The 20,815-nt window shown below is 43.1% G+C and carries 26 protein-coding genes and 1 other annotated feature; of the genes, 23 read left to right on the top strand and 3 right to left on the bottom strand.

Annotated features, from left to right (window positions below):
• Positions 1-2: 2 nt before the first annotated feature.
• Positions 3-368: a 50S ribosomal protein L19 gene (locus tag V470_05830; GenBank protein AHZ47944.2), complete on the top strand. Its 366-nt coding sequence runs from the start codon at positions 3-5 to the stop codon at positions 366-368.
• Between the two features lie 24 nt (positions 369-392).
• Here the strand turns inward: V470_05830 and V470_05825 are convergent, their stop codons facing one another.
• A complete protein-coding gene (locus V470_05825) occupies positions 393-1,475 on the bottom strand; it encodes an RNA helicase (GenBank protein ID AHZ47943.1) in 1,083 nt (360 codons plus the stop codon).
• Positions 1,472-2,449, bottom strand: a complete 978-nt coding sequence (locus V470_05820) for a dehydrogenase (protein ID AHZ47942.1) — start codon at positions 2,447-2,449, stop codon at positions 1,472-1,474. The genes V470_05825 and V470_05820 overlap by 4 nt, the downstream gene beginning before the upstream one ends.
• Positions 2,450-2,604: 155 nt before the next feature.
• On the opposite strand from V470_05820, the gene V470_05815 reads away from it, so the two are divergent.
• The 21 genes from V470_05815 (at position 2,605) to V470_05715 (ending at position 18,858) form a co-directional block, all read left to right on the top strand.
• Positions 2,605-3,291: a membrane protein gene (locus tag V470_05815; protein AHZ47941.1), complete on the top strand. Its 687-nt coding sequence runs from the start codon at positions 2,605-2,607 to the stop codon at positions 3,289-3,291.
• A 64-nt stretch (positions 3,292-3,355) separates the two neighbouring features.
• Positions 3,356-3,443 (top strand) — a sequence feature (ribosomal protein L21 leader).
• Between the two features lie 34 nt (positions 3,444-3,477).
• Positions 3,478-3,792, top strand: a complete 315-nt coding sequence (locus V470_05810) for a 50S ribosomal protein L21 (GenBank protein AHZ47940.1) — start codon at positions 3,478-3,480, stop codon at positions 3,790-3,792.
• 15 nt (positions 3,793-3,807) lie between these two features.
• Complete coding sequence (locus V470_05805) at positions 3,808-4,152, top strand: hypothetical protein (GenBank protein AHZ47939.1); 345 nt, start codon at positions 3,808-3,810, stop codon at positions 4,150-4,152.
• 16 nt (positions 4,153-4,168) lie between these two features.
• Positions 4,169-4,462 carry a 50S ribosomal protein L27 gene (locus tag V470_05800; protein AHZ47938.1) on the top strand — a complete coding sequence of 98 codons (294 nt, stop codon included), beginning with the start codon at positions 4,169-4,171 and terminating at the stop codon, positions 4,460-4,462.
• Between the two features lie 229 nt (positions 4,463-4,691).
• The gene (locus V470_05795) at positions 4,692-5,600 is read left to right on the top strand and encodes a LysR family transcriptional regulator (GenBank protein ID AHZ47937.1); all 909 of its coding nucleotides are present in this window, start codon (positions 4,692-4,694) and stop codon (positions 5,598-5,600) included.
• A complete protein-coding gene (locus V470_05790) occupies positions 5,597-6,064 on the top strand; it encodes a peptidase (GenBank protein ID AHZ47936.1) in 468 nt (155 codons plus the stop codon). The genes V470_05795 and V470_05790 overlap by 4 nt, the downstream gene beginning before the upstream one ends.
• Positions 6,048-6,947 (top strand): pseudouridine synthase, encoded by a 900-nt coding sequence (locus V470_05785; protein AHZ47935.1) that lies wholly within the window; start codon positions 6,048-6,050, stop codon positions 6,945-6,947. Before V470_05790 ends, V470_05785 begins: the two co-directional genes overlap by 17 nt.
• A 101-nt stretch (positions 6,948-7,048) precedes the next feature.
• Positions 7,049-8,158 carry a gamma-glutamyl kinase gene (locus V470_05780; GenBank protein ID AHZ47934.1) on the top strand — a complete coding sequence of 370 codons (1,110 nt, stop codon included), beginning with the start codon at positions 7,049-7,051 and terminating at the stop codon, positions 8,156-8,158.
• A 9-nt stretch (positions 8,159-8,167) separates the two neighbouring features.
• Positions 8,168-9,430 carry a gamma-glutamyl phosphate reductase gene (locus tag V470_05775; GenBank protein ID AHZ47933.1) on the top strand — a complete coding sequence of 421 codons (1,263 nt, stop codon included), beginning with the start codon at positions 8,168-8,170 and terminating at the stop codon, positions 9,428-9,430.
• Between the two features lie 3 nt (positions 9,431-9,433).
• Positions 9,434-10,231 (top strand): pyrroline-5-carboxylate reductase, encoded by a 798-nt coding sequence (locus V470_05770; GenBank protein ID AHZ47932.1) that lies wholly within the window; start codon positions 9,434-9,436, stop codon positions 10,229-10,231.
• 120 nt (positions 10,232-10,351) lie between these two features.
• Positions 10,352-10,990 carry a thymidylate kinase gene (locus V470_05765; GenBank protein ID AHZ47931.1) on the top strand — a complete coding sequence of 213 codons (639 nt, stop codon included), beginning with the start codon at positions 10,352-10,354 and terminating at the stop codon, positions 10,988-10,990.
• Positions 10,987-11,877: a DNA polymerase III subunit delta' gene (locus V470_05760; GenBank protein ID AHZ47930.1), complete on the top strand. Its 891-nt coding sequence runs from the start codon at positions 10,987-10,989 to the stop codon at positions 11,875-11,877. The genes V470_05765 and V470_05760 overlap by 4 nt, the downstream gene beginning before the upstream one ends.
• 118 nt (positions 11,878-11,995) lie before the next feature.
• A complete protein-coding gene (locus V470_05755) occupies positions 11,996-12,313 on the top strand; it encodes a DNA replication initiation control protein YabA (GenBank protein AHZ47929.1) in 318 nt (105 codons plus the stop codon).
• A 2-nt stretch (positions 12,314-12,315) separates the two neighbouring features.
• Entirely contained in the window at positions 12,316-13,194 is an 879-nt protein-coding gene (locus V470_05750; GenBank protein ID AHZ47928.1) for a 16S rRNA methyltransferase, read from the top strand.
• Positions 13,195-13,327: 133 nt separating this feature from the next.
• A complete protein-coding gene (locus V470_05745; GenBank protein ID AHZ47927.1) occupies positions 13,328-14,662 on the top strand; it encodes a tRNA (uracil-5-)-methyltransferase in 1,335 nt (444 codons plus the stop codon).
• Between the two features lie 83 nt (positions 14,663-14,745).
• The gene (pyrH, locus tag V470_05740) at positions 14,746-15,483 is read left to right on the top strand and encodes a uridylate kinase (protein AHZ47926.1); all 738 of its coding nucleotides are present in this window, start codon (positions 14,746-14,748) and stop codon (positions 15,481-15,483) included.
• Positions 15,484-15,490: 7 nt separating this feature from the next.
• Positions 15,491-16,048, top strand: a complete 558-nt coding sequence (locus V470_05735; protein ID AHZ47925.1) for a ribosome-recycling factor — start codon at positions 15,491-15,493, stop codon at positions 16,046-16,048.
• Between the two features lie 59 nt (positions 16,049-16,107).
• Complete coding sequence (locus tag V470_05730; GenBank protein ID AHZ47924.1) at positions 16,108-16,962, top strand: S1 RNA-binding protein; 855 nt, start codon at positions 16,108-16,110, stop codon at positions 16,960-16,962.
• A gap of 11 nt (positions 16,963-16,973) precedes the next feature.
• On the top strand, positions 16,974-17,579 hold the full coding sequence (locus tag V470_05725) for a nucleotidyltransferase (GenBank protein ID AHZ47923.1): 606 nt from the start codon (positions 16,974-16,976) through the stop codon (positions 17,577-17,579).
• On the top strand, positions 17,576-17,791 hold the full coding sequence (locus V470_05720) for a hypothetical protein (GenBank protein AHZ47922.1): 216 nt from the start codon (positions 17,576-17,578) through the stop codon (positions 17,789-17,791). Before V470_05725 ends, V470_05720 begins: the two co-directional genes overlap by 4 nt.
• An 80-nt stretch (positions 17,792-17,871) precedes the next feature.
• Positions 17,872-18,858 carry a phosphate starvation-inducible protein PhoH gene (locus tag V470_05715; protein AHZ47921.1) on the top strand — a complete coding sequence of 329 codons (987 nt, stop codon included), beginning with the start codon at positions 17,872-17,874 and terminating at the stop codon, positions 18,856-18,858.
• Between the two features lie 49 nt (positions 18,859-18,907).
• On the opposite strand, the gene V470_05710 is transcribed toward V470_05715, so the two are convergent.
• Positions 18,908-20,020 (bottom strand): alanine dehydrogenase, encoded by a 1,113-nt coding sequence (locus tag V470_05710; protein AHZ47920.1) that lies wholly within the window; start codon positions 20,018-20,020, stop codon positions 18,908-18,910.
• A 176-nt stretch (positions 20,021-20,196) separates the two neighbouring features.
• Between V470_05710 and V470_05705 the strand changes: the two genes are divergently transcribed.
• Positions 20,197-20,766: a GNAT family acetyltransferase gene (locus V470_05705; protein ID AHZ47919.1), complete on the top strand. Its 570-nt coding sequence runs from the start codon at positions 20,197-20,199 to the stop codon at positions 20,764-20,766.
• The last annotated feature ends 49 nt before the right edge of the window (positions 20,767-20,815 follow it).

Here is a 20,815-nt window from a genome sequence, read left to right as displayed (position 1 = left end):
GGATGCGAAATACGATTCAGTTTGATGAGCAGTTGGAAGTGATTGACCAGCTTTATGACGTTGAAGTGCATGAAAAAGGGGATTATAGCTATCTGCTTTTTTATAATGAGGAAAAAGAAAAAGTGGTTCTCAAGTTTCATGAAGAAGAACTGGTGATGACCCGTTTTTCCAATCCGAAGACCATTATGAAATTTCTAAAGGAGAGTGATAGTTTAGCCTATATTCCGACTCCAATGGGGATGCAGGAGTTTATCATTCAAACGAGTCACTACAAACTGGATGGGCAAAAGATTGAGCTAGCCTATCAACTGCAAAACCAAGAGGGACACCACTTTGCCAGCTATCAATTAGAAATTACTTGGGGATAAGAAAAAGGTTGGCGAATGCCAACCTTATTTAATATAGAGTTCTTGATTTTTCAGGACAATTTCACGCACACTTGCGAATTTCTTGAGTTTTTTAAGTTCTTCAGGATGGGTTACGAGAGTAACAACATAGCCTTCTTTTCCCATGCGACCTGTACGGCCAGCACGGTGGGTATAGGTTTCCATATCTCTAGGAACATCAAAATTTACGACGCATTCTAGGCTATCAATGTCAATTCCACGAGCCAGAAGGTCAGTTGCAAGGAGCAGGGTTAGCTGCTTGTCCTTAAACTTTTCTAAGATAACTTTTCTAAACTTAACATTGACATCACTAGCGAGGGAAACGGCCAAGACATCTCGATACTGTAATTTTTCCTCAGCACTTCCAAGGTCTGATAAGCTGTTAAAGAAGACCAGACCACGGAAATCCTCAACATGAGCTAGTTTTCGCAGCATATCAACGCGGTGACGTTGGTCTACCTGCATATAGAAATGTTGAATGTTGTCTAGTTTTTGATCAGAGAGATCAATGGTATGTGTGTTGGGCGCAATCTTTTCTTGGTCAAACTTGGTCGTCGCACTCATGTAGATGAGTTGGTGGTCACGAGGTGCGTAGTGAGTGATTTTCTCGACAAAGTGAATCTGAGAATCATCTAGCAATTGGTCAAATTCATCCAGGATGATGGTTTCCACATTCATCATCTTGATTTTTTTCAATTTAATCAACTCAAAGATACGGCCAGGAGTACCGATTAGAATTTCTGGTCCTTTTTTGAGTCGTTCAATCTGGCGTTTCTGACTCGAACCTGATAAGAAGAGCTGAGCAGTTAAGCCGATAGCCTCTGACCACGTTTTACATACATCAAAAATCTGTCCAGCAAGTTCCGTATTTGGTGCTAGAATCAAGAGTTGCTGGGCTTTTTTCTTTTGTAGTCTGAGAAGGCTTGGTAGGAGGTAAGCTAGGGTCTTACCAGTTCCTGTTGGGCTCACTCCTAGGAGGTTTTCTCCAGCAAGAAGGGGCTCAAATAGTTGAGTTTGAATGGGGGTAAATTCTTGGAAACCGAGTTGGTCACTCAATTCCTGCCATTCAGTCGGTAGTTTGGTTTTCATTTTTCTGCCTCAAATCTAATGCCAGCAGTCTGGCGCATAGTATATAGTAGCTCATGAATAGAGCTTGCATCATCCAGCCAAGTCTGGTAGATCGTCTGGTCTGGTTGCTGGATCATATGAGCAAACGCAGCAACTTCCTCAGTCATCGTATGAGTAGCCTGTTGGATAGGGAGTTGAACTTGATTTCCTTGGTGGTCGCTAAAAATAGCTGAGCGGACATGTTCAATCGTGTTAAGGGTCAAGGTTCCATCTGCTGTGTAAATCTCACAAGGAAGATTGGAAGTGATGTTTTTCCCAGCTTTGATATGAACTTGAAAGTCAGGGTAGAAGAGGATACCGTCTCCATTTAGGTCAATGCTATTGTCAAGCTGTTGAGCTTGATAAATCGCGTCTTGAGCCTTTCCAAAGAGGCGAACGGCAGCATAGAGAGGATAAATCCCCAAGTCCATAAGGGCTCCACCAGCAAAACAATCTGAAAAGACATTTGGCGTCTGCCCATCTAACAAGTTCGGCATCTTGGATGAATACTTAGCATAATTGAAATCAGCTCCCAACACTTGCTTGTCTGCTAAAAAGTTTTTGATAGTGGTAAAAGCTTTCTCGTGGTAATTACGAGCTGCCTCAAATATAAAACAGTGATTTTTCTTAGCTGTCTGTCTCAAATTCAGCCATTCTTGTGGCTGAGTGACAGCTGGCTTTTCAAGAATGACGTGCTTACCAGCAGACAAGGCAGCCCTGGCTTGAACAAAATGCAAGGAGTTTGGACTGGCGATATAGACTACATCAAAGGAAGACTTAAAGAAGTCTTCTAATTGATCAAAGAGTTGGATATTTTCATAGCGAGAAGCAAAGGTTGCGGCAGTTTCTCGTTTTCTAGAGTAGACAGCAACCAACTGGTATTGGCCACTGGCATGGGCTGTCTCTATGAAATGATGGCTGATAGCGCTTGTTCCGATGACACCTAGTTTAAGCATAGATACTCCTTTTCCGACTTCAAATCCTTCCTTCATTATATCATAGAAAAGAAGGACTATCCAACAGATGGTAAAAAATTTCAAATGGACTACGCATTTCTTGGAGAAAGTGGTACAATATTTAGATAAGTAGATGAAATGAGAAGGGGAAGGAAATGAGATTATTACCAATAAGAAAAATATCACGTCAGTCTAAGAGACTAGCGCTTTTTTTGACTTTTTGCGCAGGGTATGTCGATGCTTATACCTTTATCGTGCGAGGGAACACCCTTGTCGCTGGACAGACTGGGAATGTCGTTTTTCTTTCTGTAGGACTCATTCAACAAAATGTATCGGATGCCAGTGCTAAAGTAATGACCTTGCTTTTCTTTATGATGGGTGTCTTTTTTCTGACATTGTATAAGGAAAAACTACGAATTGTTAAAAAGCCGATTTTGTCCTTGATTCCACTTGCAGTCTTATCCATAATCATTGGCTTTGTTCCCTTGTCAGTTGACAATATCTACCTCGTTCCACCGTTGGCCTTCTGTATGGGCTTGGTGACAACAGCCTTTGGAGAAGTGTCGGGGATTGCCTATAATAATGCCTTTATGACAGGGAATATTAAACGAACCATGTTGGCTTTTGGGGATTATTTCCGGACCAAGCATACGCCTTTTCTACGAGAAGGCTTGATTTTCGTTAGTCTACTGACCAGCTTTGTTCTGGGAGTTGTTTTTTCAGCCTATTTGACGGTTTTTTATCATGAAAAGACGATTCTAGGTGTTCCTCTTATGATGAGTATCTTTTACTTCAGTATGCTTTTTGCTTCTTGGAGAAAAAAAGGGAAAGAAAAAGCTTAATTTTAATTGATTTTACTTGTAAGAAAAAAGAAGATATGCTATACTTGAAGAGTTGACTATGCACAGTCCTGTGCAACCGCACGAACATCGTTGCTCACATAGTGAGTATAAAGTGGTTCGTCCCACGATGCTAGGCGAGTCTTCACAAAAATACGGGGAAACCCTAAAAATCATAGGAGGTGCATAATGAGCACATACGCAATTATCAAAACTGGCGGAAAACAAGTTAAAGTTGAAGTTGGTCAAGCAGTTTACGTTGAAAAATTGAACGTCGAAGCTGGTCAAGAAGTTACTTTTAACGAAGTTGTTCTTGTTGGTGGTGAAAACACTGTTGTCGGAACTCCACTAGTTGCTGGAGCTACTGTAGTTGGAACTGTTGAAAAACAAGGAAAACAAAAGAAAGTTGTTACTTACAAGTACAAACCTAAAAAAGGTAGCCACCGTAAACAAGGTCACCGTCAACCATATACAAAAGTTGTCATCAACGCGATCAACGCTTAATTTTAAGGAGAACACATGATACAAGCAGTCTTTGAGAGAGCCGAAGATGGCGAGCTGAGGAGTGCGGAAATTACTGGACACGCCGAAAGTGGCGAATACGGCTTAGATGTCGTGTGTGCATCGGTTTCTACGCTTGCCATTAACTTTGTCAATTCCATTGAGAAATTTGCAGGCTACGAACCAATCTTAGAATTAAACGAAGATGAAGGTGGTTATCTAAAGGTTGAAATACCAGCGGATCTTCCTTCACACCAGAGAGAAATGACCCAGTTATTCTTCGAATCATTTTTCTTAGGTATGGCAAACTTATCGGAGGACTCTTCTGAGTTCGTCCAAACCAGAGTTATCACAGAAAACTAACACGGAGGAAAACATTATGTTAAAAATGACTCTTAACAACTTGCAACTTTTCGCCCACAAAAAAGGTGGAGGTTCTACATCAAACGGACGCGATTCACAAGCGAAACGTCTTGGAGCTAAAGCAGCTGATGGACAAACTGTAACAGGTGGATCAATCCTTTACCGTCAACGTGGTACACACATCTATCCAGGTGTAAACGTTGGACGTGGTGGAGACGATACTTTGTTCGCTAAAGTTGAAGGCGTAGTACGCTTTGAACGTAAAGGTCGCGATAAGAAACAAGTTTCTGTTTACCCAATCGCAAAATAAAAAGGTCCAGTGAACCTTTTTATCCCGAGCCTTAAAATGAAAAGGTGAGGAAGCTAGAAGTAGCATAAAATAAGGCTTTCCGAGTTTTCGGAGAGCCTATTTTTTTGTTTTGATACCCACAATTTTTTGTTACTAGTGTAGATGAATTTTGTGAGCGACATTATTTTTACTAGGTGGAAAACTTCTAAAATATGGTATAATGAACAGATAGAGAAGTTGGGGGTAAAAGATGAACATTCAACAATTACGCTATGTTGTGGCTATTGCCAATAGTGGTACTTTCCGTGAAGCTGCTGAAAAGATGTATGTTAGTCAGCCGAGTCTGTCTATTTCTGTTCGCGATTTGGAAAAAGAGCTTGGTTTTAAGATTTTCCGTCGGACGAGTTCGGGAACGTTTTTGACTCGTCGTGGTATGGAATTTTATGAGAAAGCGCAAGAATTGGTCAAAGGCTTCGATGTTTTTCAAAATCAGTATGCCAATCCTGAGGAAGAAAAGGATGAATTTTCCATTGCCAGCCAGCACTATGACTTCTTGCCACCAACGATTACGGCCTTTTCAGAGCGTTATCCTGATTATAAGAACTTTCGTATTTTTGAGTCTACCACAGTTCAAATATTAGACGAAGTAGCCCAAGGACACAGTGAGATTGGGATTATCTACCTCAACAATCAAAATAAAAAGGGCATCATGCAACGGGTTGAAAAGCTTGGTTTAGAAGTTATTGAACTAATTCCTTTCCAGACTCACATTTATCTTCGTGAAGGGCATCCTTTAGCACAGAAAGAGGAATTGGTCATGGAGGACCTAGCGGATTTACCAACGGTTCGGTTTACTCAGGAAAAGGATGAGTATCTATACTATTCAGAGAACTTTGTCGACACCAGCGCGAGCTCGCAGATGTTCAATGTGACCGACCGTGCTACTTTGAATGGTATTTTGGAGCGGACAGATGCCTATGCGACTGGATCTGGATTTTTAGATAGTGACAGTGTTAATGGCATCACAGTCATTCGTCTCAAGGATAATCTAGATAATCGCATGGTCTACGTCAAACGGGAAGAGGTGGAGCTTAGCCAAGCTGGGACTCTTTTCGTTGAGGTTATGCAAGAATATTTTGATCAAAAGAGGAAATCATGAAAAAAAGAGGAATAGTAGCAGTCATTGTACTGCTTTTGATTGGGCTGGATCAGTTGGTCAAAAATTATGTTGTCCAGCAGATTCCACTGGGTGAAGTTCGTTCGTGGATCCCCAATCTCGTTAGCTTGACCTATCTGCAAAATCGTGGGGCAGCCTTCTCCATGCTGCAAGATCAGCAGTGGTTATTTGCTGTCATTACACTGGTCGTCATGGTAGGTGCCATTTGGTATCTACATAAACACATGGAGGATTCTCTCTGGTTGGTTTTTGGACTGACCTTGATAATCGCGGGAGGTCTGGGCAACTTTATCGACAGAATGAGTCAAGGTTTTGTGGTGGATATGTTTCACCTAGACTTTATCAACTTTGCGATTTTCAATGTTGCTGACAGCTATTTGACAGTTGGTGTCATTGTTTTATTGATTGCAATGCTTAAAGAGGAAGTAAATGGAAATAAAAATTGAAACTGGTGGGCAACGTCTAGACAAGGCTCTGTCAGACTTGACAGAATTGTCACGCAGTCTCGCGAATGAACAAATCAAGGCTGGACAAGTTTTGGTGAATGGGCAAGTAAAGAAAGCCAAATACACTGTCCAAGAGGGGGATATCGTCACCTACCATGTGCCAGAACCGGAGGTTTTAGAGTATGTGGCTGAGGATATTCCGCTAGAAATCGTCTACCAAGATGAGGATGTAGCCGTTGTTAACAAACCTCAAGGGATGGTGGTTCATCCCAGCGCCGGTCATACTAGCGGAACCTTGGTCAATGCCCTCATGTACCATATCAAGGACTTGTCAGGTATCAATGGGGTTCTCCGACCGGGTATTGTTCATCGCATAGACAAGGACACGTCTGGTCTCCTTATGATTGCTAAGAATGATGAGGCCCACTTAGCACTCGCTCAAGAACTCAAGGATAAGAAGTCTCTCCGCAAATACTGGGCGATTGTTCATGGCAATCTTCCCAATGATCGTGGTGTGATTGAAGCTCCGATTGGTCGTAGTGAAAAAGATCGTAAGAAACAGGCAGTGACTGCTAAAGGGAAGCCAGCAGTGACTCGTTTTCAAGTCTTGGAACGCTTTGGAGATTATAGTTTGCTAGAGTTGCAACTGGAAACAGGGCGTACTCACCAAATCCGTGTTCATATGGCTTATATTGGCCATCCAGTCGCTGGTGATGAAGTCTATGGTCCTCGTAAGACACTGAAGGGACATGGGCAATTTCTCCATGCTAAGACTCTAGGCTTTACTCATCCGAGAACAGGTGAAACCTTGGAGTTCACAGCAGATATTCCAGAGATTTTTAAAGAAACGCTGGAAAGATTGCGTAAAACTGAGAATAGATAAAAGAGTTGAGATGCCTTGTCTCAACCTTTTTCATTTCAAGTCTTTTCCATTTTAAAGTATTCATGTTATAATGGATAAATATGAAGAATCGGAGTGAGAATATGAAGTACAAACGAATCGTCTTTAAGGTAGGGACTTCCTCCTTGACAAATGAAGACGGGAGTTTATCAAGGAGTAAAGTAAAGGCAATTACCCAGCAATTGGCTATGCTACATGAAGCTGGACATGAGTTGATTTTAGTGTCATCTGGGGCAGTTGCCGCTGGATTTGGAGCTTTGGGTTTTAAAAAACGTCCGACCAAGATTGCAGATAAACAAGCTTCGGCTGCAGTTGGTCAGGGACTTTTGTTGGAGGAATACACAACCAACCTCCTCATGCGCCAGATCGTTTCTGCACAAATCTTGCTGACACAGGATGATTTTGTAGATAAGCGTCGCTATAAGAATGCCCACCAGGCCTTGTCTGTATTGCTTCATCGTGGTGCAATCCCCATCATCAACGAGAATGACAGTGTCGTTATTGATGAGCTCAAGGTGGGTGATAATGACACTCTGAGTGCCCAGGTAGCGGCGATGGTCCAAGCAGACCTTTTAGTTCTCTTGACGGATGTGGACGGTCTCTATACCGGAAATCCCAACTCAGATCCAACAGCCAAACGTTTGGAGAAAATCGAGACTATCAATCGTGAGATTATTGATATGGCTGGTGGAGCAGGTTCGTCAAACGGTACTGGGGGTATGTTGACAAAAATCAAAGCTGCAACTATTGCGACGGAGTCAGGTGTGCCAGTCTATATCTGCTCTTCCATGAAATCTGATGCCTTGATTGAAGCAGCAGAGGAGACCAAGGATGGATCCTTCTTTGTTGCGCAAGAGAAGGGACTTCGTACCCAGAAACAATGGCTGGCCTTCTATGCTCAAAGTCAGGGAACGATTTGGGTAGATGGTGGAGCTGCAGAGGCACTTTCAAAAAACGGGAAAAGTCTCCTTTTATCGGGTGTGGTAGAAGTGGAAGGAAACTTCTCTTACCACGATATTGTAACAGTAGCAGATAAAGAAACAGGTCAATCTCTTGGAAAGGGACGTGTCCAATTTGGTGTCTCAGCCCTAGAAGATATGCTCCGTTCTCAAAAAGCTAAGGGAGTCTTGATTCACCGTGATGACTGGATTTCCATCACTCCTGAAATCCAGCTGCTCTTTACAGAATTTTAGAGGTGAACGATGGTAAGTACACAAGAACAATTCGAACAGGTACAGGCTGTTAAGAAATCAATCAATACTGCCAGTGAAGCAGTGAAAAACCAAGCCTTGCTAGCTATGGCTGATTATTTATTGGCAGCTACTGAGGAGATTTTAGAGGCCAATGCCCTCGATATGGCAGCGGCCAAGGGGAAAATCTCAGATGTCATGCTAGACCGTCTTTATTTGGATGAGGGACGTATAGAAGCGATGGCAAGAGGGATTCGTGAAGTGGTTGCTTTACCAGATCCTATTGGTGAGGTCCTAGAGACAAGTCATCTTGAAAATGGCTTGGTAATCACCAAAAAACGTGTGGCTATGGGGGTTATTGGTATTATCTATGAAAGCCGTCCAAATGTGACGTCTGATGCGGCTGCTTTGGCTCTCAAAAGTGGCAATGCGGTCGTTCTTCGTAGTGGTAAGGACGCCTACCAAACAGCTCATGCTATTGTCACAGCCTTAAAGAAGGGCTTGGAGACGACGATCATCCATCCAGAGGTGATTCAACTGGTGGAAGATACTAGTCGTGAAAGTAGCTATGCTATGATGAAGGCCAAGGGTTATCTAGACCTTCTTATTCCTCGTGGAGGTGCTGGCTTGATCAATGCCGTGGTTGAAAATGCTATCGTACCCGTTATCGAGACAGGAACTGGGATTGTCCATGTCTATGTGGATAAGGATGCAGACGAAGACAAGGCTCTATCGATTATCAACAATGCTAAAACCAGTCGTCCTTCTGTCTGCAATGCTATGGAGGTCTTGCTGGTTCATGAAGACAAGGCAGCACGTTTTCTTCCTCGCTTGGAGAAAGTGCTGGTTACAAGTCGGAAAGAAGCTGGACTGGAACCAATTCAATTTCGTTTGGATAGCAAAGCAAGTCAGTTTGTTTCAGGTCGAGCAGCTGAGGCACAAGACTTTGACACCGAGTTTTTAGACTATATCCTAGCGGTTAAGGTTGTGAGCAGTTTAGAAGAAGCGGTTGCGCATATTGAAGCTCACAGTACCCATCATTCGGATGCCATTGTGACAGAAAATGTTGAAGCTGCAGCCTACTTTACAGATCAAGTGGACTCTGCCGCGGTTTATGTCAATGCCTCGACTCGTTTCACTGATGGTGGCCAGTTTGGCCTTGGATGTGAGATGGGGATTTCTACTCAGAAACTGCATGCGCGTGGGCCTATGGGCTTGAAAGAGTTGACCAGCTACAAGTATGTGGTTACTGGTGACGGACAGATAAGGGAGTAAGAGATGAAGATTGGATTTGTCGGTTTGGGGAATATGGGTGCTAGTTTGGCCAAGGCTGTCTTGCAGGCCAAGACGGGTGCTCAGATTCTCCTTGCCAATCGTAGTCAAGCAAAAGTAGATGCTTTCATTGCTAACTTTGGTGGTCAGGCTTCCAGCAATGACGAAATCTTCGCAGAAGCAGATGTGATTTTTCTAGGAGTTAAGCCTGCTCAGTTCTCAGACTTGCTTTCTCAATACCAGACCATCCTTGAAAAAAGAGAGAGTCTTCTTTTGATTTCCATGGCAGCTGGATTGACTTTGGAAAAACTAGCTAGTCTTATCCCAAGTCAACATCGTATCATTCGCATCATGCCCAATACTCCAGTGGCTATCGGTCAAGGGGTGATTAGTTATGCCATGTCAGCAAACTGTCTTGCTGAGGACGGTGAACTCTTTTGTCAGCTTTTAGCCAATGCGGGTCTATTGGTTGAGCTTGGGGATGACTTAATTGATGCGGCGACAGGTCTTGCAGGTTGTGGGCCAGCCTTTGTCTACCTCTTTATCGAGGCTTTGGCAGATGCAGGTGTTCAGTCAGGATTGCCACGAGAAACGGCTTTGAAAATGGCAGCCCAAACAGTAGTTGGAGCTGGACAAATGGTTCTGGAAAGTCAGCAACATCCTGCGGTCTTGAAAGACCAAGTTTGCAGTCCAGGTGGTTCGACTATCGCTGGTGTAGCAAGTCTGGAAGAACATGCCTTTAGAGGCACAGTCATGGACGCAGTTCAGCAAGCCTACAAACGAACACAAGAATTAGGTAAATAAGAGGTTGGGTGACTCCCAGCCTCTTTTATGGTCGATTAAATGGAGAAGACGCAAAAAGATTGTCACAAAAATCTATTTTTTTGATAGAATAGAAGATAGTAAAAAAGAAATGAGTTAGACATGTCAAAAGGATTTTTAGTCTCTTTTGAGGGACCAGAGGGAGCAGGAAAGACCAGTGTTTTAGAGACTCTACTCCCAATTTTAGAGGAAAAAGGAGTAGAAGTGTTGACGACCCGTGAACCTGGCGGAGTCTTGATCGGGGAGAAGATTAGGGAAGTGATTTTGGATCCAAGTCATACGCAGATGGATCCTAAAACAGAGCTTCTTCTCTATATCGCCAGTCGCAGACAGCATTTGGTAGAAAAAGTTCTTCCAGCACTTGAAGATGGCAAGTTGGTCATTATGGACCGCTTCATCGATAGTTCTGTTGCTTATCAGGGATTTGGCCGTGGCTTGGATATTGCTGCCATTGATTGGCTCAATCACTTTGCGACAGATGGCCTTAAACCCGATTTGACCCTCTATTTTGACATTGAGGTGGAAGAAGGACTGGCTCGCATTGCTGCCAATAGTGATCGCGAGGTCAATCGTTTGGACTTGGAAGGCTTGGACTTGCACAAGAAAGTTCGTCAAGGTTACCTTTCTCTTCTGGACAAAGAAGGAAATCGCATTGTCAAGATTGATGCGAGTCTTCCTTTGGAGCAAGTTGTGGAAACGACCAAGGCTGTCTTGTTTGATAGAATGGGCTTGGATAAATGAAACAAGATCAACTAAAGGCTTGGCAGCCAGACCAGTTTGACCGCTTTGTCCGTATCCTAGAACAAGACCAGCTCAATCACGCCTATCTCTTTTCGGGATTCTTTGGAAGCTTGGAAATGGCGCAGTTTTTGGCTAAGAGCCTCTTTTGTACGGATAAAGTAGGCGTTCTACCATGTGAGAAATGCCGAAACTGTAAGCTGATTGAACAGGAAGAATTTCCCGATGTTACCTTGATTAAGCCAGTCAATCAGGTCATCAAGACAGAACGGATTCGAGAATTAGTGGGTCAGTTTTCCCAAGCAGGGATTGAAAGTCAGCAACAGGTTTTTATTATCGAGCAGGCGGAGAAAATGCATCCTAACGCGGCTAATTCTCTGCTCAAGGTCATCGAAGAACCCCAGAGTGAAGTTTATATTTTTTTCTTGACCAGCGATGAGGAAAAGATGTTGCCAACTATCCGGAGTCGGACCCAGATTTTTCACTTTAAAAAGCAAGAAGAAAAGCTCATCTTGCTCCTAGAACAAATGGGACTGGTTAAGAAAAAAGCGACTCTTTTAGCCCATTTTTGTCAGTCACGTTTTGAAGCAGAAAAACTGGCAAATCAGGCAAGTTTTTGGACCTTGGTGGAAGAGAGTGAACGCCTGCTGACCTGGTTATTAGCTAAGAGAAAAGAAAGTTATCTGCAAGTTGCTAAATTAGCCAGCTTAGCAGATGACAAGGAAAAACAAGATCAGGTCTTGCGAATCCTCGAAGTGCTCTGTGGACAGGACCTCTTGCAAGCAAGAATTCGACAGATTTTACAAGATTTGCTGGAAGCTAGAAAAATGTGGCAGGCTAATGTCAGCTTTCAAAATGTCATGGAATATCTGGTCTTGAAAGAAATATAAACTCATACTCTTCGAAAATCAAATTCAAACCACGTCAACGTCGCCTAGTTTCCTAGTTTGCTCTTTGATTTTCATTGAGTATTAAAAATGAACGATATAGAAAGGAAAGGGCTGGTTTATGGACAAAAAAGAATTATTTGACGCGCTGGATGATTTTTCCCAACAGTTACTGGTGACCTTGGCCGATGTGGAAGCCATCAAGAAAAATCTCAAGAGCCTGGTAGAGGAAAATACAGCTCTTCGCTTGGAAAATAGTAAGTTGCGCGAACGCTTGGGCGAGGTAGAAGCAGATACACCCGTTAAGGCCAAGCATGTTCGTGAAAGCGTCCGTCGAATCTATAAGGACGGGTTTCACGTTTGTAATGATTTTTATGGACAACGCCGAGAACAGGACGAGGAATGTATGTTCTGTGACGAGTTGTTGTACAGGGAGTAGGCATGCAGATTCAAAAAAGTTTTAAGGGGCAGTCTCCATATGGCAAACTTTATCTAGTGGCAACGCCGATTGGCAATCTAGACGATATTACCTTTCGTGCCATCCAGACCTTGAAAGAGGTGGACTGGATTGCTGCTGAGGATACTCGCAATACGGGTCTTTTGCTCAAGCATTTTGACATTTCGACCAAGCAGATCAGTTTCCATGAGCACAACGCCAAGGAAAAAATTCCTGATTTGATTGAGTTTTTGAAAGCTGGACAAAGTATTGCTCAGGTATCAGATGCGGGTCTGCCTAGTATCTCAGATCCTGGTCATGATTTAGTTAAGTCAGCTATCGGGGAAGAGATTGCAGTTGTTACCGTTCCGGGTGCCTCTGCTGGAATTTCTGCCTTGATTGCCAGTGGCCTAGCACCACAACCACATATCTTTTACGGTTTCTTACCGAGAAAATCAGGCCAGCAAAAGCAATTTTTCGACTTGAAAAAAGATTATCCAGAAACTCAGATTTTCTATGAATCGCCCCATCGTGTAGCGGATACGCTAGAAAATATGCTAGCAGTCTACGGCGACCGCTCGGTGGTCTTGGTTAGAGAATTAACCAAAATCTATGAAGAATACCAACGAGGAAAGATTTCAGAGCTACTAGAAAGTATTGCTGAAACGCCACTCAAGGGTGAATGCCTTCTCATCGTTGAAGGCGCCAGTCAGGATGTGGAAGAAAAGGACGAGGAGGACTTGTTTTCAGAAATCCAATCTCGTATCCAGCAAGGCATGAAGAAAAATCAAGCCATAAAGGAAGTTGCAAAACTCTACCAGTGGAATAAGAGTCAGCTCTACGCTGCCTACCACGATTGGGAAGAAGATCAAGAAAATGACTAAACAGGGAAGTTTTCCTTCTTCCCTTTTTTTGTTATACTAGTAGAAGAAAAATTAGAAAGATTTGTGGGTGTCAAATAGTCTAGTAGCTTGTTTTTATTTGGACTTGGTTTCCACCCAAAGAGGTATTAGTGTCGTGTCTCAATCTTATATCAATGTTATCGGAGCAGGTTTGGCAGGGTCTGAAGCTGCTTATCAAATCGCAGAACGTGGTATTCCAGTTAAACTTTATGAAATGCGTGGGGTCAAGTCAACACCTCAGCACAAAACAGACAATTTTGCTGAATTGGTTTGTTCCAATTCCTTACGTGGGGATGCTTTGACAAATGCCGTTGGGCTTCTCAAGGAAGAAATGCGTCGCTTGGGTTCTGTTATCTTGGAATCTGCTGAAGCTACACGTGTTCCTGCGGGCGGTGCCCTTGCGGTGGACCGTGACGGCTTCTCCCAAATGGTGACCGAAAAAGTAGCCAACCACCCCTTGATTGAGGTGGTTCGTGATGAAATTACAGAATTGCCAACGGATGTTATTACAGTTGTCGCTACTGGTCCTTTGACTAGTGATGCCTTAGCTGAAAAGATTCATGCCCTTAATGATGGGGATGGATTCTATTTCTACGATGCGGCGGCGCCGATTATCGATGTCAACACCATTGATATGAGCAAGGTCTATCTCAAGTCTCGTTATGACAAGGGAGAGGCGGCCTACCTCAATGCTCCAATGACCAAGCAAGAGTTTATGGATTTCCATGAAGCCTTGGTCAATGCGGAAGAAGCACAGCTCAATTCGTTTGAAAAAGAAAAGTACTTTGAAGGTTGTATGCCAATCGAAGTCATGGCTAAGCGTGGCATTAAAACCATGCTTTATGGTCCCATGAAACCAGTCGGTCTGGAGTACCCAGACGACTATACGGGGCCTCGTGATGGCGAATTCAAAACCCCTTATGCAGTTGTCCAGCTTCGTCAGGATAATGCGGCTGGTAGCCTCTACAATATCGTCGGTTTCCAGACCCACCTCAAATGGGGAGAACAAAAGCGTGTCTTCCAAATGATTCCAGGTCTTGAAAATGCTGAGTTTGTCCGTTATGGGGTCATGCATCGCAATTCTTATATGGATTCACCAAATCTTCTTGAACAGACTTACCGTTCTAAGAAACAACCAAACCTCTTCTTTGCTGGTCAAATGACGGGTGTAGAAGGCTATGTTGAGTCAGCAGCTTCAGGCTTGGTTGCAGGTATTAACGCAGCTCGTCTCTTTAAGGGTGAAAGTGAAGCTATCTTCCCAGAGACCACAGCGATTGGAAGTCTGGCTCATTACATCACTCACGCTGATAGCAAACATTTCCAACCAATGAATGTCAATTTTGGGATTATCAAGGAATTGGAAGGCGAGCGTATCCGTGATAAAAAAGCTCGTTATGAAAAAATTGCAGAGCGTGCTCTTACCGACTTAGAGGAATTTTTAACGGTTTAATTTTTTTGAAAGAATTGCTCATGATACTATAAAAATCTTAGAAATTGTGATAAAATAGGTAGGATAAAAAAAGGAGAGTAAAAATGGCGAATCCCAAGTATAAACGTATTTTAATCAAGTTATCAGGTGAAGCCCTTGCCGGTGAACGTGGCGTAGGGATTGATATCCAGACAGTTCAAACAATCGCAAAAGAGATTCAAGAAGTTCATAGCTTAGGTATCGAAATTGCCCTTGTTATTGGTGGAGGAAATCTCTGGCGCGGAGAACCTGCTGCAGAAGCAGGAATGGACCGTGTTCAGGCAGATTACACTGGAATGCTTGGGACCGTGATGAATGCTCTTGTGATGGCAGATTCATTGCAGCAAGTTGGTGTCGATACGCGTGTGCAAACTGCCATTGCTATGCAACAAGTGGCAGAACCTTACGTACGTGGACGTGCCCTTCGCCACCTTGAAAAAGGCCGCATCGTTATCTTTGGTGCTGGAATTGGTTCACCTTACTTCTCAACAGATACAACAGCAGCCCTTCGTGCAGCTGAAATCGAAGCGGATGCCATCCTTATGGCTAAAAATGGCGTAGACGGTGTTTACAATGCCGATCCTAAGAAAGACAAGACAGCTGTTAAGTTTGAAGAATTGACCCACCGTGATGTTATCAATAAAGGTCTTCGTATCATGGACTCAACTGCTTCAACCCTCTCTATGGACAACGACATTGACTTGGTTGTCTTCAATATGAACCAACCAGGCAACATCAAACGTGTCGTATTTGGTGAAAATATCGGAACAACAGTTTCAAACAATATCGAAGAAAAGGAATAAGAAAATTATGGCTAATGCAATTGTAGAAAAAGCAAAAGAGAGAATGACCCAGTCTCATCAATCACTTGCTCGTGAATTTGGTGGTATCCGTGCCGGTCGTGCCAACGCAAGCTTGCTAGACCGTATCCATGTAGAATACTATGGAGTCGAAACTCCTCTTAACCAAATCGCTTCAATTACTATTCCAGAAGCGCGTGTCTTGTTGGTAACACCATTTGACAAGTCTTCATTGAAAGACATCGAACGTGCCTTGAACGCTTCTGATCTTGGTATTACACCAGCTAATGACGGTTCTGTGATCCGCTTGGTTATCCCAGCTCTTACAGAAGAAACTCGTCGTGACCTTGCCAAAGAAGTGAAGAAGGTCGGTGAAAATGCTAAAGTGGCTGTCCGCAATATCCGTCGTGATGCTATGGATGAAGCTAAGAAACAAGAAAAAGCAAAAGAAATCACTGAAGACGAATTGAAGACTCTTGAAAAAGATATTCAAAAAGTAACAGACGATGCTGTGAAACACATCGACGACATGACTGCCAATAAAGAAAAAGAAATCTTGGAAGTCTAAAAATAAACAGAAAAACTCAGTTGGCATTGCTGGCTGAGTTTTATTCGAAAGAAGGAAATATGAATACAAATCTTGCAAGTTTTATCGTTGGACTCATCATCGATGAAAATGACCGTTTTTACTTTGTGCAAAAGGATGGTCAGACTTACGCCCTTGCCAAGGAAGAAGGTCAGCATACGGTAGGGGATTCGGTCAAAGGTTTTGCCTACACGGATATGAAGCAAAAACTCCGTCTGACCACTCTAGAAGTGACTGCCACTCAGGACCAATTTGGTTGGGGAACCGTAACAGAAGTTCGTAAGGACTTGGGTGTCTTTGTCGATACCGGTCTACCTGATAAAGAAATCGTAGTGTCACTGGATATCCTACCTGAACTAAAAGAGCTCTGGCCCAAGAAGGGCGACAAACTCTACATCCGTCTAGAAGTAGACAAGAAAGATCGTATCTGGGGAGTTTTGGCTTATCAGGAAGACTTCCAACGTTTGGCTCGTCCTGCCTACAACAACATGCAGAACCAAAACTGGCCAGCCATTGTTTACCGCCTCAAGCTATCGGGAACTTTTGTTTACCTGCCAGAGAATAACATGCTTGGTTTCATTCACCCAAGTGAACGCTACGCAGAGCCACGTTTGGGGCAAGTGTTAGATGCGCGTGTCATCGGTTTCCGTGAAGTGGACCGTACTCTTAACCTCTCCCTCAAACCACGTTCTTTTGAAATGTTGGAAAATGATGCCCAGATGATTTTGACCTACTTGGAAAGCAATGGCGGTTTCATGACCTTGAATGATAAGTCATCTCCTGACGATATCAAGGCAACCTTTGGTATCTCTAAAGGTCAGTTCAAGAAAGCACTCGGTGGCTTGATGAAGGCTGGCAAAATCAAGCAAGACCAGTTTGGGACAGAGTTGATTTAGGCCTTATAGACATGATAAAGAAACTTGAAGAAATGAGTTTAGAGGAACTCTGGCAACTTTTTCCGATTTTTTTAGTAGAGCACAAGCCAGAGTGGAAAGACTGGTATGAATCGGAAAAAGCAAATCTGAAAAAAATATTGGGTACAAATGTTATTAAAAGAATAGAACATATCGGTAGCACTGCTATCCCTAATATTTGGGCCAAAAATATCGTTGATATTCTGTTAGAAGTAGGTAGAATAGAGGATTTAGCAAGAGTTAGGGATTTATTGGTGAAGAATGGTTGGCTAGTGATGTCAGAGAGTCCTAACAGGATTTCGCTAAATAAAGGATATACAGATCAGGGATTTGCTGAGAAAGTTTTTCATTTACATTTGCGAATGACGGGAGATCATGACGAGATTTATTTTAGAGATTATCTCTGCCAGCATCCTGATATCGCCCAAGCGTATCAGGAATTAAAACTAAGTTTGTGGAAAAAATTTGAACACAATCGAGACGCCTATACAGATGCTAAAACAGATTTTATAAACCACTACGTTTCAGAGGCTAAGTCCAGTAATTTTCAAGAATCAGAAAAGTGTCATCAAAAAACTCTTGATAGGAGAAAGAATTGAGAAAATCATTTTACACTTGGCTCATGACCGAGCGCAATCCTAAAAGTAATAGCCCAAAAGCCATCTTGGCAGATCTCGCTTTTGAGGAGTCAGCTTTTCCAAAACACACGGATGATTTTGATGAGGTGAGTCGCTTTTTGGAGGAGCATGCCAGCTTCTCTTTTAACCTAGGAGACTTTGACGCCATCTGGCAAGAATACTTAGAACACTAGAGACAATGAGATGAGGCTAGTATTTTATTGTTCTCTTTGCTATAATAAAAAGAAATAAACGGATTAGAGAGGTTCTTTATTTGAAGGAACATTCAATAGACATTCAACTGAGTCATCCAGATGACTTGTTCCATCTTTTTGGTTCCAATGAGCGCCATCTTCGTTTGATGGAAGAAGAGCTCGATGTGGTGATTCATGCTCGTACGGAGATTGTGCAGGTTATCGGAGAAGAGTCTGCCTGTGAGGAAGCCCGTCAGGTTATTCAGGCTTTGATGGTCTTGGTAAATCGTGGAATGACAGTCGGCACGCCAGATGTGGTGACTGCGATTAGCATGGTCAAAAACGATGAAATCGACAAGTTTGTCGCCCTTTACGAAGAAGAAATTATCAAGGACAATACTGGGAAACCAATTCGTGTCAAAACCTTGGGTCAAAAGCTTTATGTGGACAGTGTCAAACAGCATGATGTGACCTTTGGAATCGGACCTGCAGGGACAGGGAAGACCTTTCTTGCAGTGACCTTGGCAGTGACTGCCCTTAAACGCGGGCAGGTCAAGCGGATTATCCTTACTCGTCCAGCAGTGGAAGCAGGTGAGAGTCTAGGATTTCTTCCGGGTGATCTCAAGGAGAAGGTCGATCCTTATCTTCGACCAGTTTATGATGCCTTGTATCAGATTCTCGGGAAAGACCAAACGACCCGTCTCATGGAGCGTGAGATTATCGAAATCGCGCCCCTTGCCTATATGCGTGGCCGGACTTTGGATGATGCCTTTGTCATTCTCGATGAGGCACAAAATACGACCATCATGCAGATGAAGATGTTCTTGACTCGTTTAGGCTTTAATTCGAAGATGATTGTCAATGGAGATATCAGCCAGATTGACCTGCCACGTAATGTTAAGTCCGGTTTGATTGATGCTCAAGAAAAGCTCAAGAACATTCACCAAATCGACTTTGTTCATTTTTCAGCCAAGGATGTGGTTCGCCATCCAGTTGTCGCTCAGATTATCCGAGCTTATGAACCGGCTCCAGTTAAGGTTGAAGAAAAGAACCAAGAAACAGAATAGCAAAAGAGCAGTTCAATTTGAACTGCTCTTTTTTAATGAGTGTATAGCTTTAAACAAGTTCGTTGATAGAAGTATGATCTTTATCGAGTCCTTGAGCAACTGGGAGGCTGGTTAAGTAACCTTTATAAGTGGTCACACCTTGACGCAAGCCTTCATCTTCAGCAATTGCTTGTGCGAATCCTTTGCCAGCCAGAGCTTCGATATAAGGAAGAGTGACATTGGTTAGGGCGATAGTAGAGGTACGAGCAACTGCACCAGGGATATTGGCAACGGCATAGTGGAGAACACCGTATTTTTCATAGACAGGTTCATCGTGCGTTGTCACACGGTCAGCTGTCTCGATAACGCCACCTTGGTCAACGGCAACATCAACGATGACAGAGCCTGGACGCATTTGTTTGACCATCTCATCTGTCACCAATTTCGGTGCTTTGGCACCAGGGATGAGAACTGCACCAATCACCACATCAGCATCTCTCACACTTGCTTCGATGTTGAATGAATTAGACATAAGAGTTTGAATTTGGTTTCCAAAGACTTCTTCTAGAACCGAGAGACGCTTAGCGCTGATATCTAAAATAGTCACTTGAGCACCAAGACCAAGGGCAATGCGGGCAGCATGTGTACCGACGACACCACCACCGATGATAGTTACTTTTCCTTTTGGAACGCCTGGTACACCACCTAGTAGGACACCAGAACCACCAGCTTGCTTAGTAAGGAAGTGGGCTCCGATTTGAACAGCCATACGACCAGCAACCTCACTCATAGGAACGAGGAGTGGTAGTTGTCCTTGATTATCACGAACAGTTTCATAGGCAACTCCTGTTGTTTTTGCTGCTAGCATAGCATCTGCTAATTCTGGAGCAGCGGCCATGTGCAAGTAGGTGAAGAGGAGAAGATCGTCGCGCAAATAACCATATTCAGAAGCTAGTGGTTCTTTTACTTTCACGACCAACTCGGCAGCCCAAGCTTCAGCAGCAGTAGCGACAATCTCAGCTCCTTGCTTTTGATAGTCAGCATCAGTAAATCCTGAACCTAGACCAGCATTTGTTTCGATGAGGACACGATGTCCACGGCTGACTAAACTATGGACGCCAGCAGGAGTGAGGGCAACGCGGTTTTCGTTATTTTTAATTTCTTTTGGGATTCCGATTAACATAGAGATAACCTACCTTTCAATTGACGGTCTTGTTTTAGTTGTCACATTTTAGTTCATAAATCAAAAATGTGATGGTTTTATTGTATATGAAACCGCTTCAAAAATCAAGAAAAACTTGTCATCCAAATTTATTTATGCTAGACTAGTGAGAATCAAGCTCTAATGGAGGGAAAAGTATGGAATCAATATTTGTGAAATTTGCCCAGTATCCATCTATAGAAACGGAGCGTTTATTGCTCCGACCTGTAACTTTGGACGATGCAGAAGCTATGTTTGAGTATGCCTCAGACAGAGAAAATACACGCTATACTTTTCCAACAAATCAAAGCTTAGAAGAAACCAAGAACAACATCGCTCAGTTCTACTTGGCTAATCCCTTGGGACGGTGGGGAATCGAACTAAAAAGCAATGATCAGTTTATTGGAACTATTGATTTGCACAAGATTGATCCCATTCTCAAAAAAGCAGCTATTGGTTACATTATCAACCAAAAGTATTGGAATCAAGGATTGACGACAGAAGCCAATCGCGCCGTGATTGAGCTGGCTTTTGAGAAGATTGGAATGAACAAGTTGACCGCTCTTCATGACAAAGACAATCCCGCATCTGGCAAGGTCATGGAGAAATCTGGGATGCGTTTTTCCCACGAAGAACCCTATGCCAGAATGGATAATAAAGAACCAGGTCGAATGATCACAAGGGTTCATTATGTCTTGACTAAGGAAGACTATTTTGCAAATAAATAAGCAGTTGAAAAGAAATTTTCAACTGTTTTTTCTTTCACTTACGAATAAT

The sequence above is a fragment of the Streptococcus sp. VT 162 genome (assembly GCA_000688775.2).
Classification (GTDB): Bacteria; Bacillota; Bacilli; order Lactobacillales; family Streptococcaceae; genus Streptococcus.
Note: the sequence above shows the minus strand (reverse complement) of the source record. Positions and strands in the feature narration are given on the sequence as shown.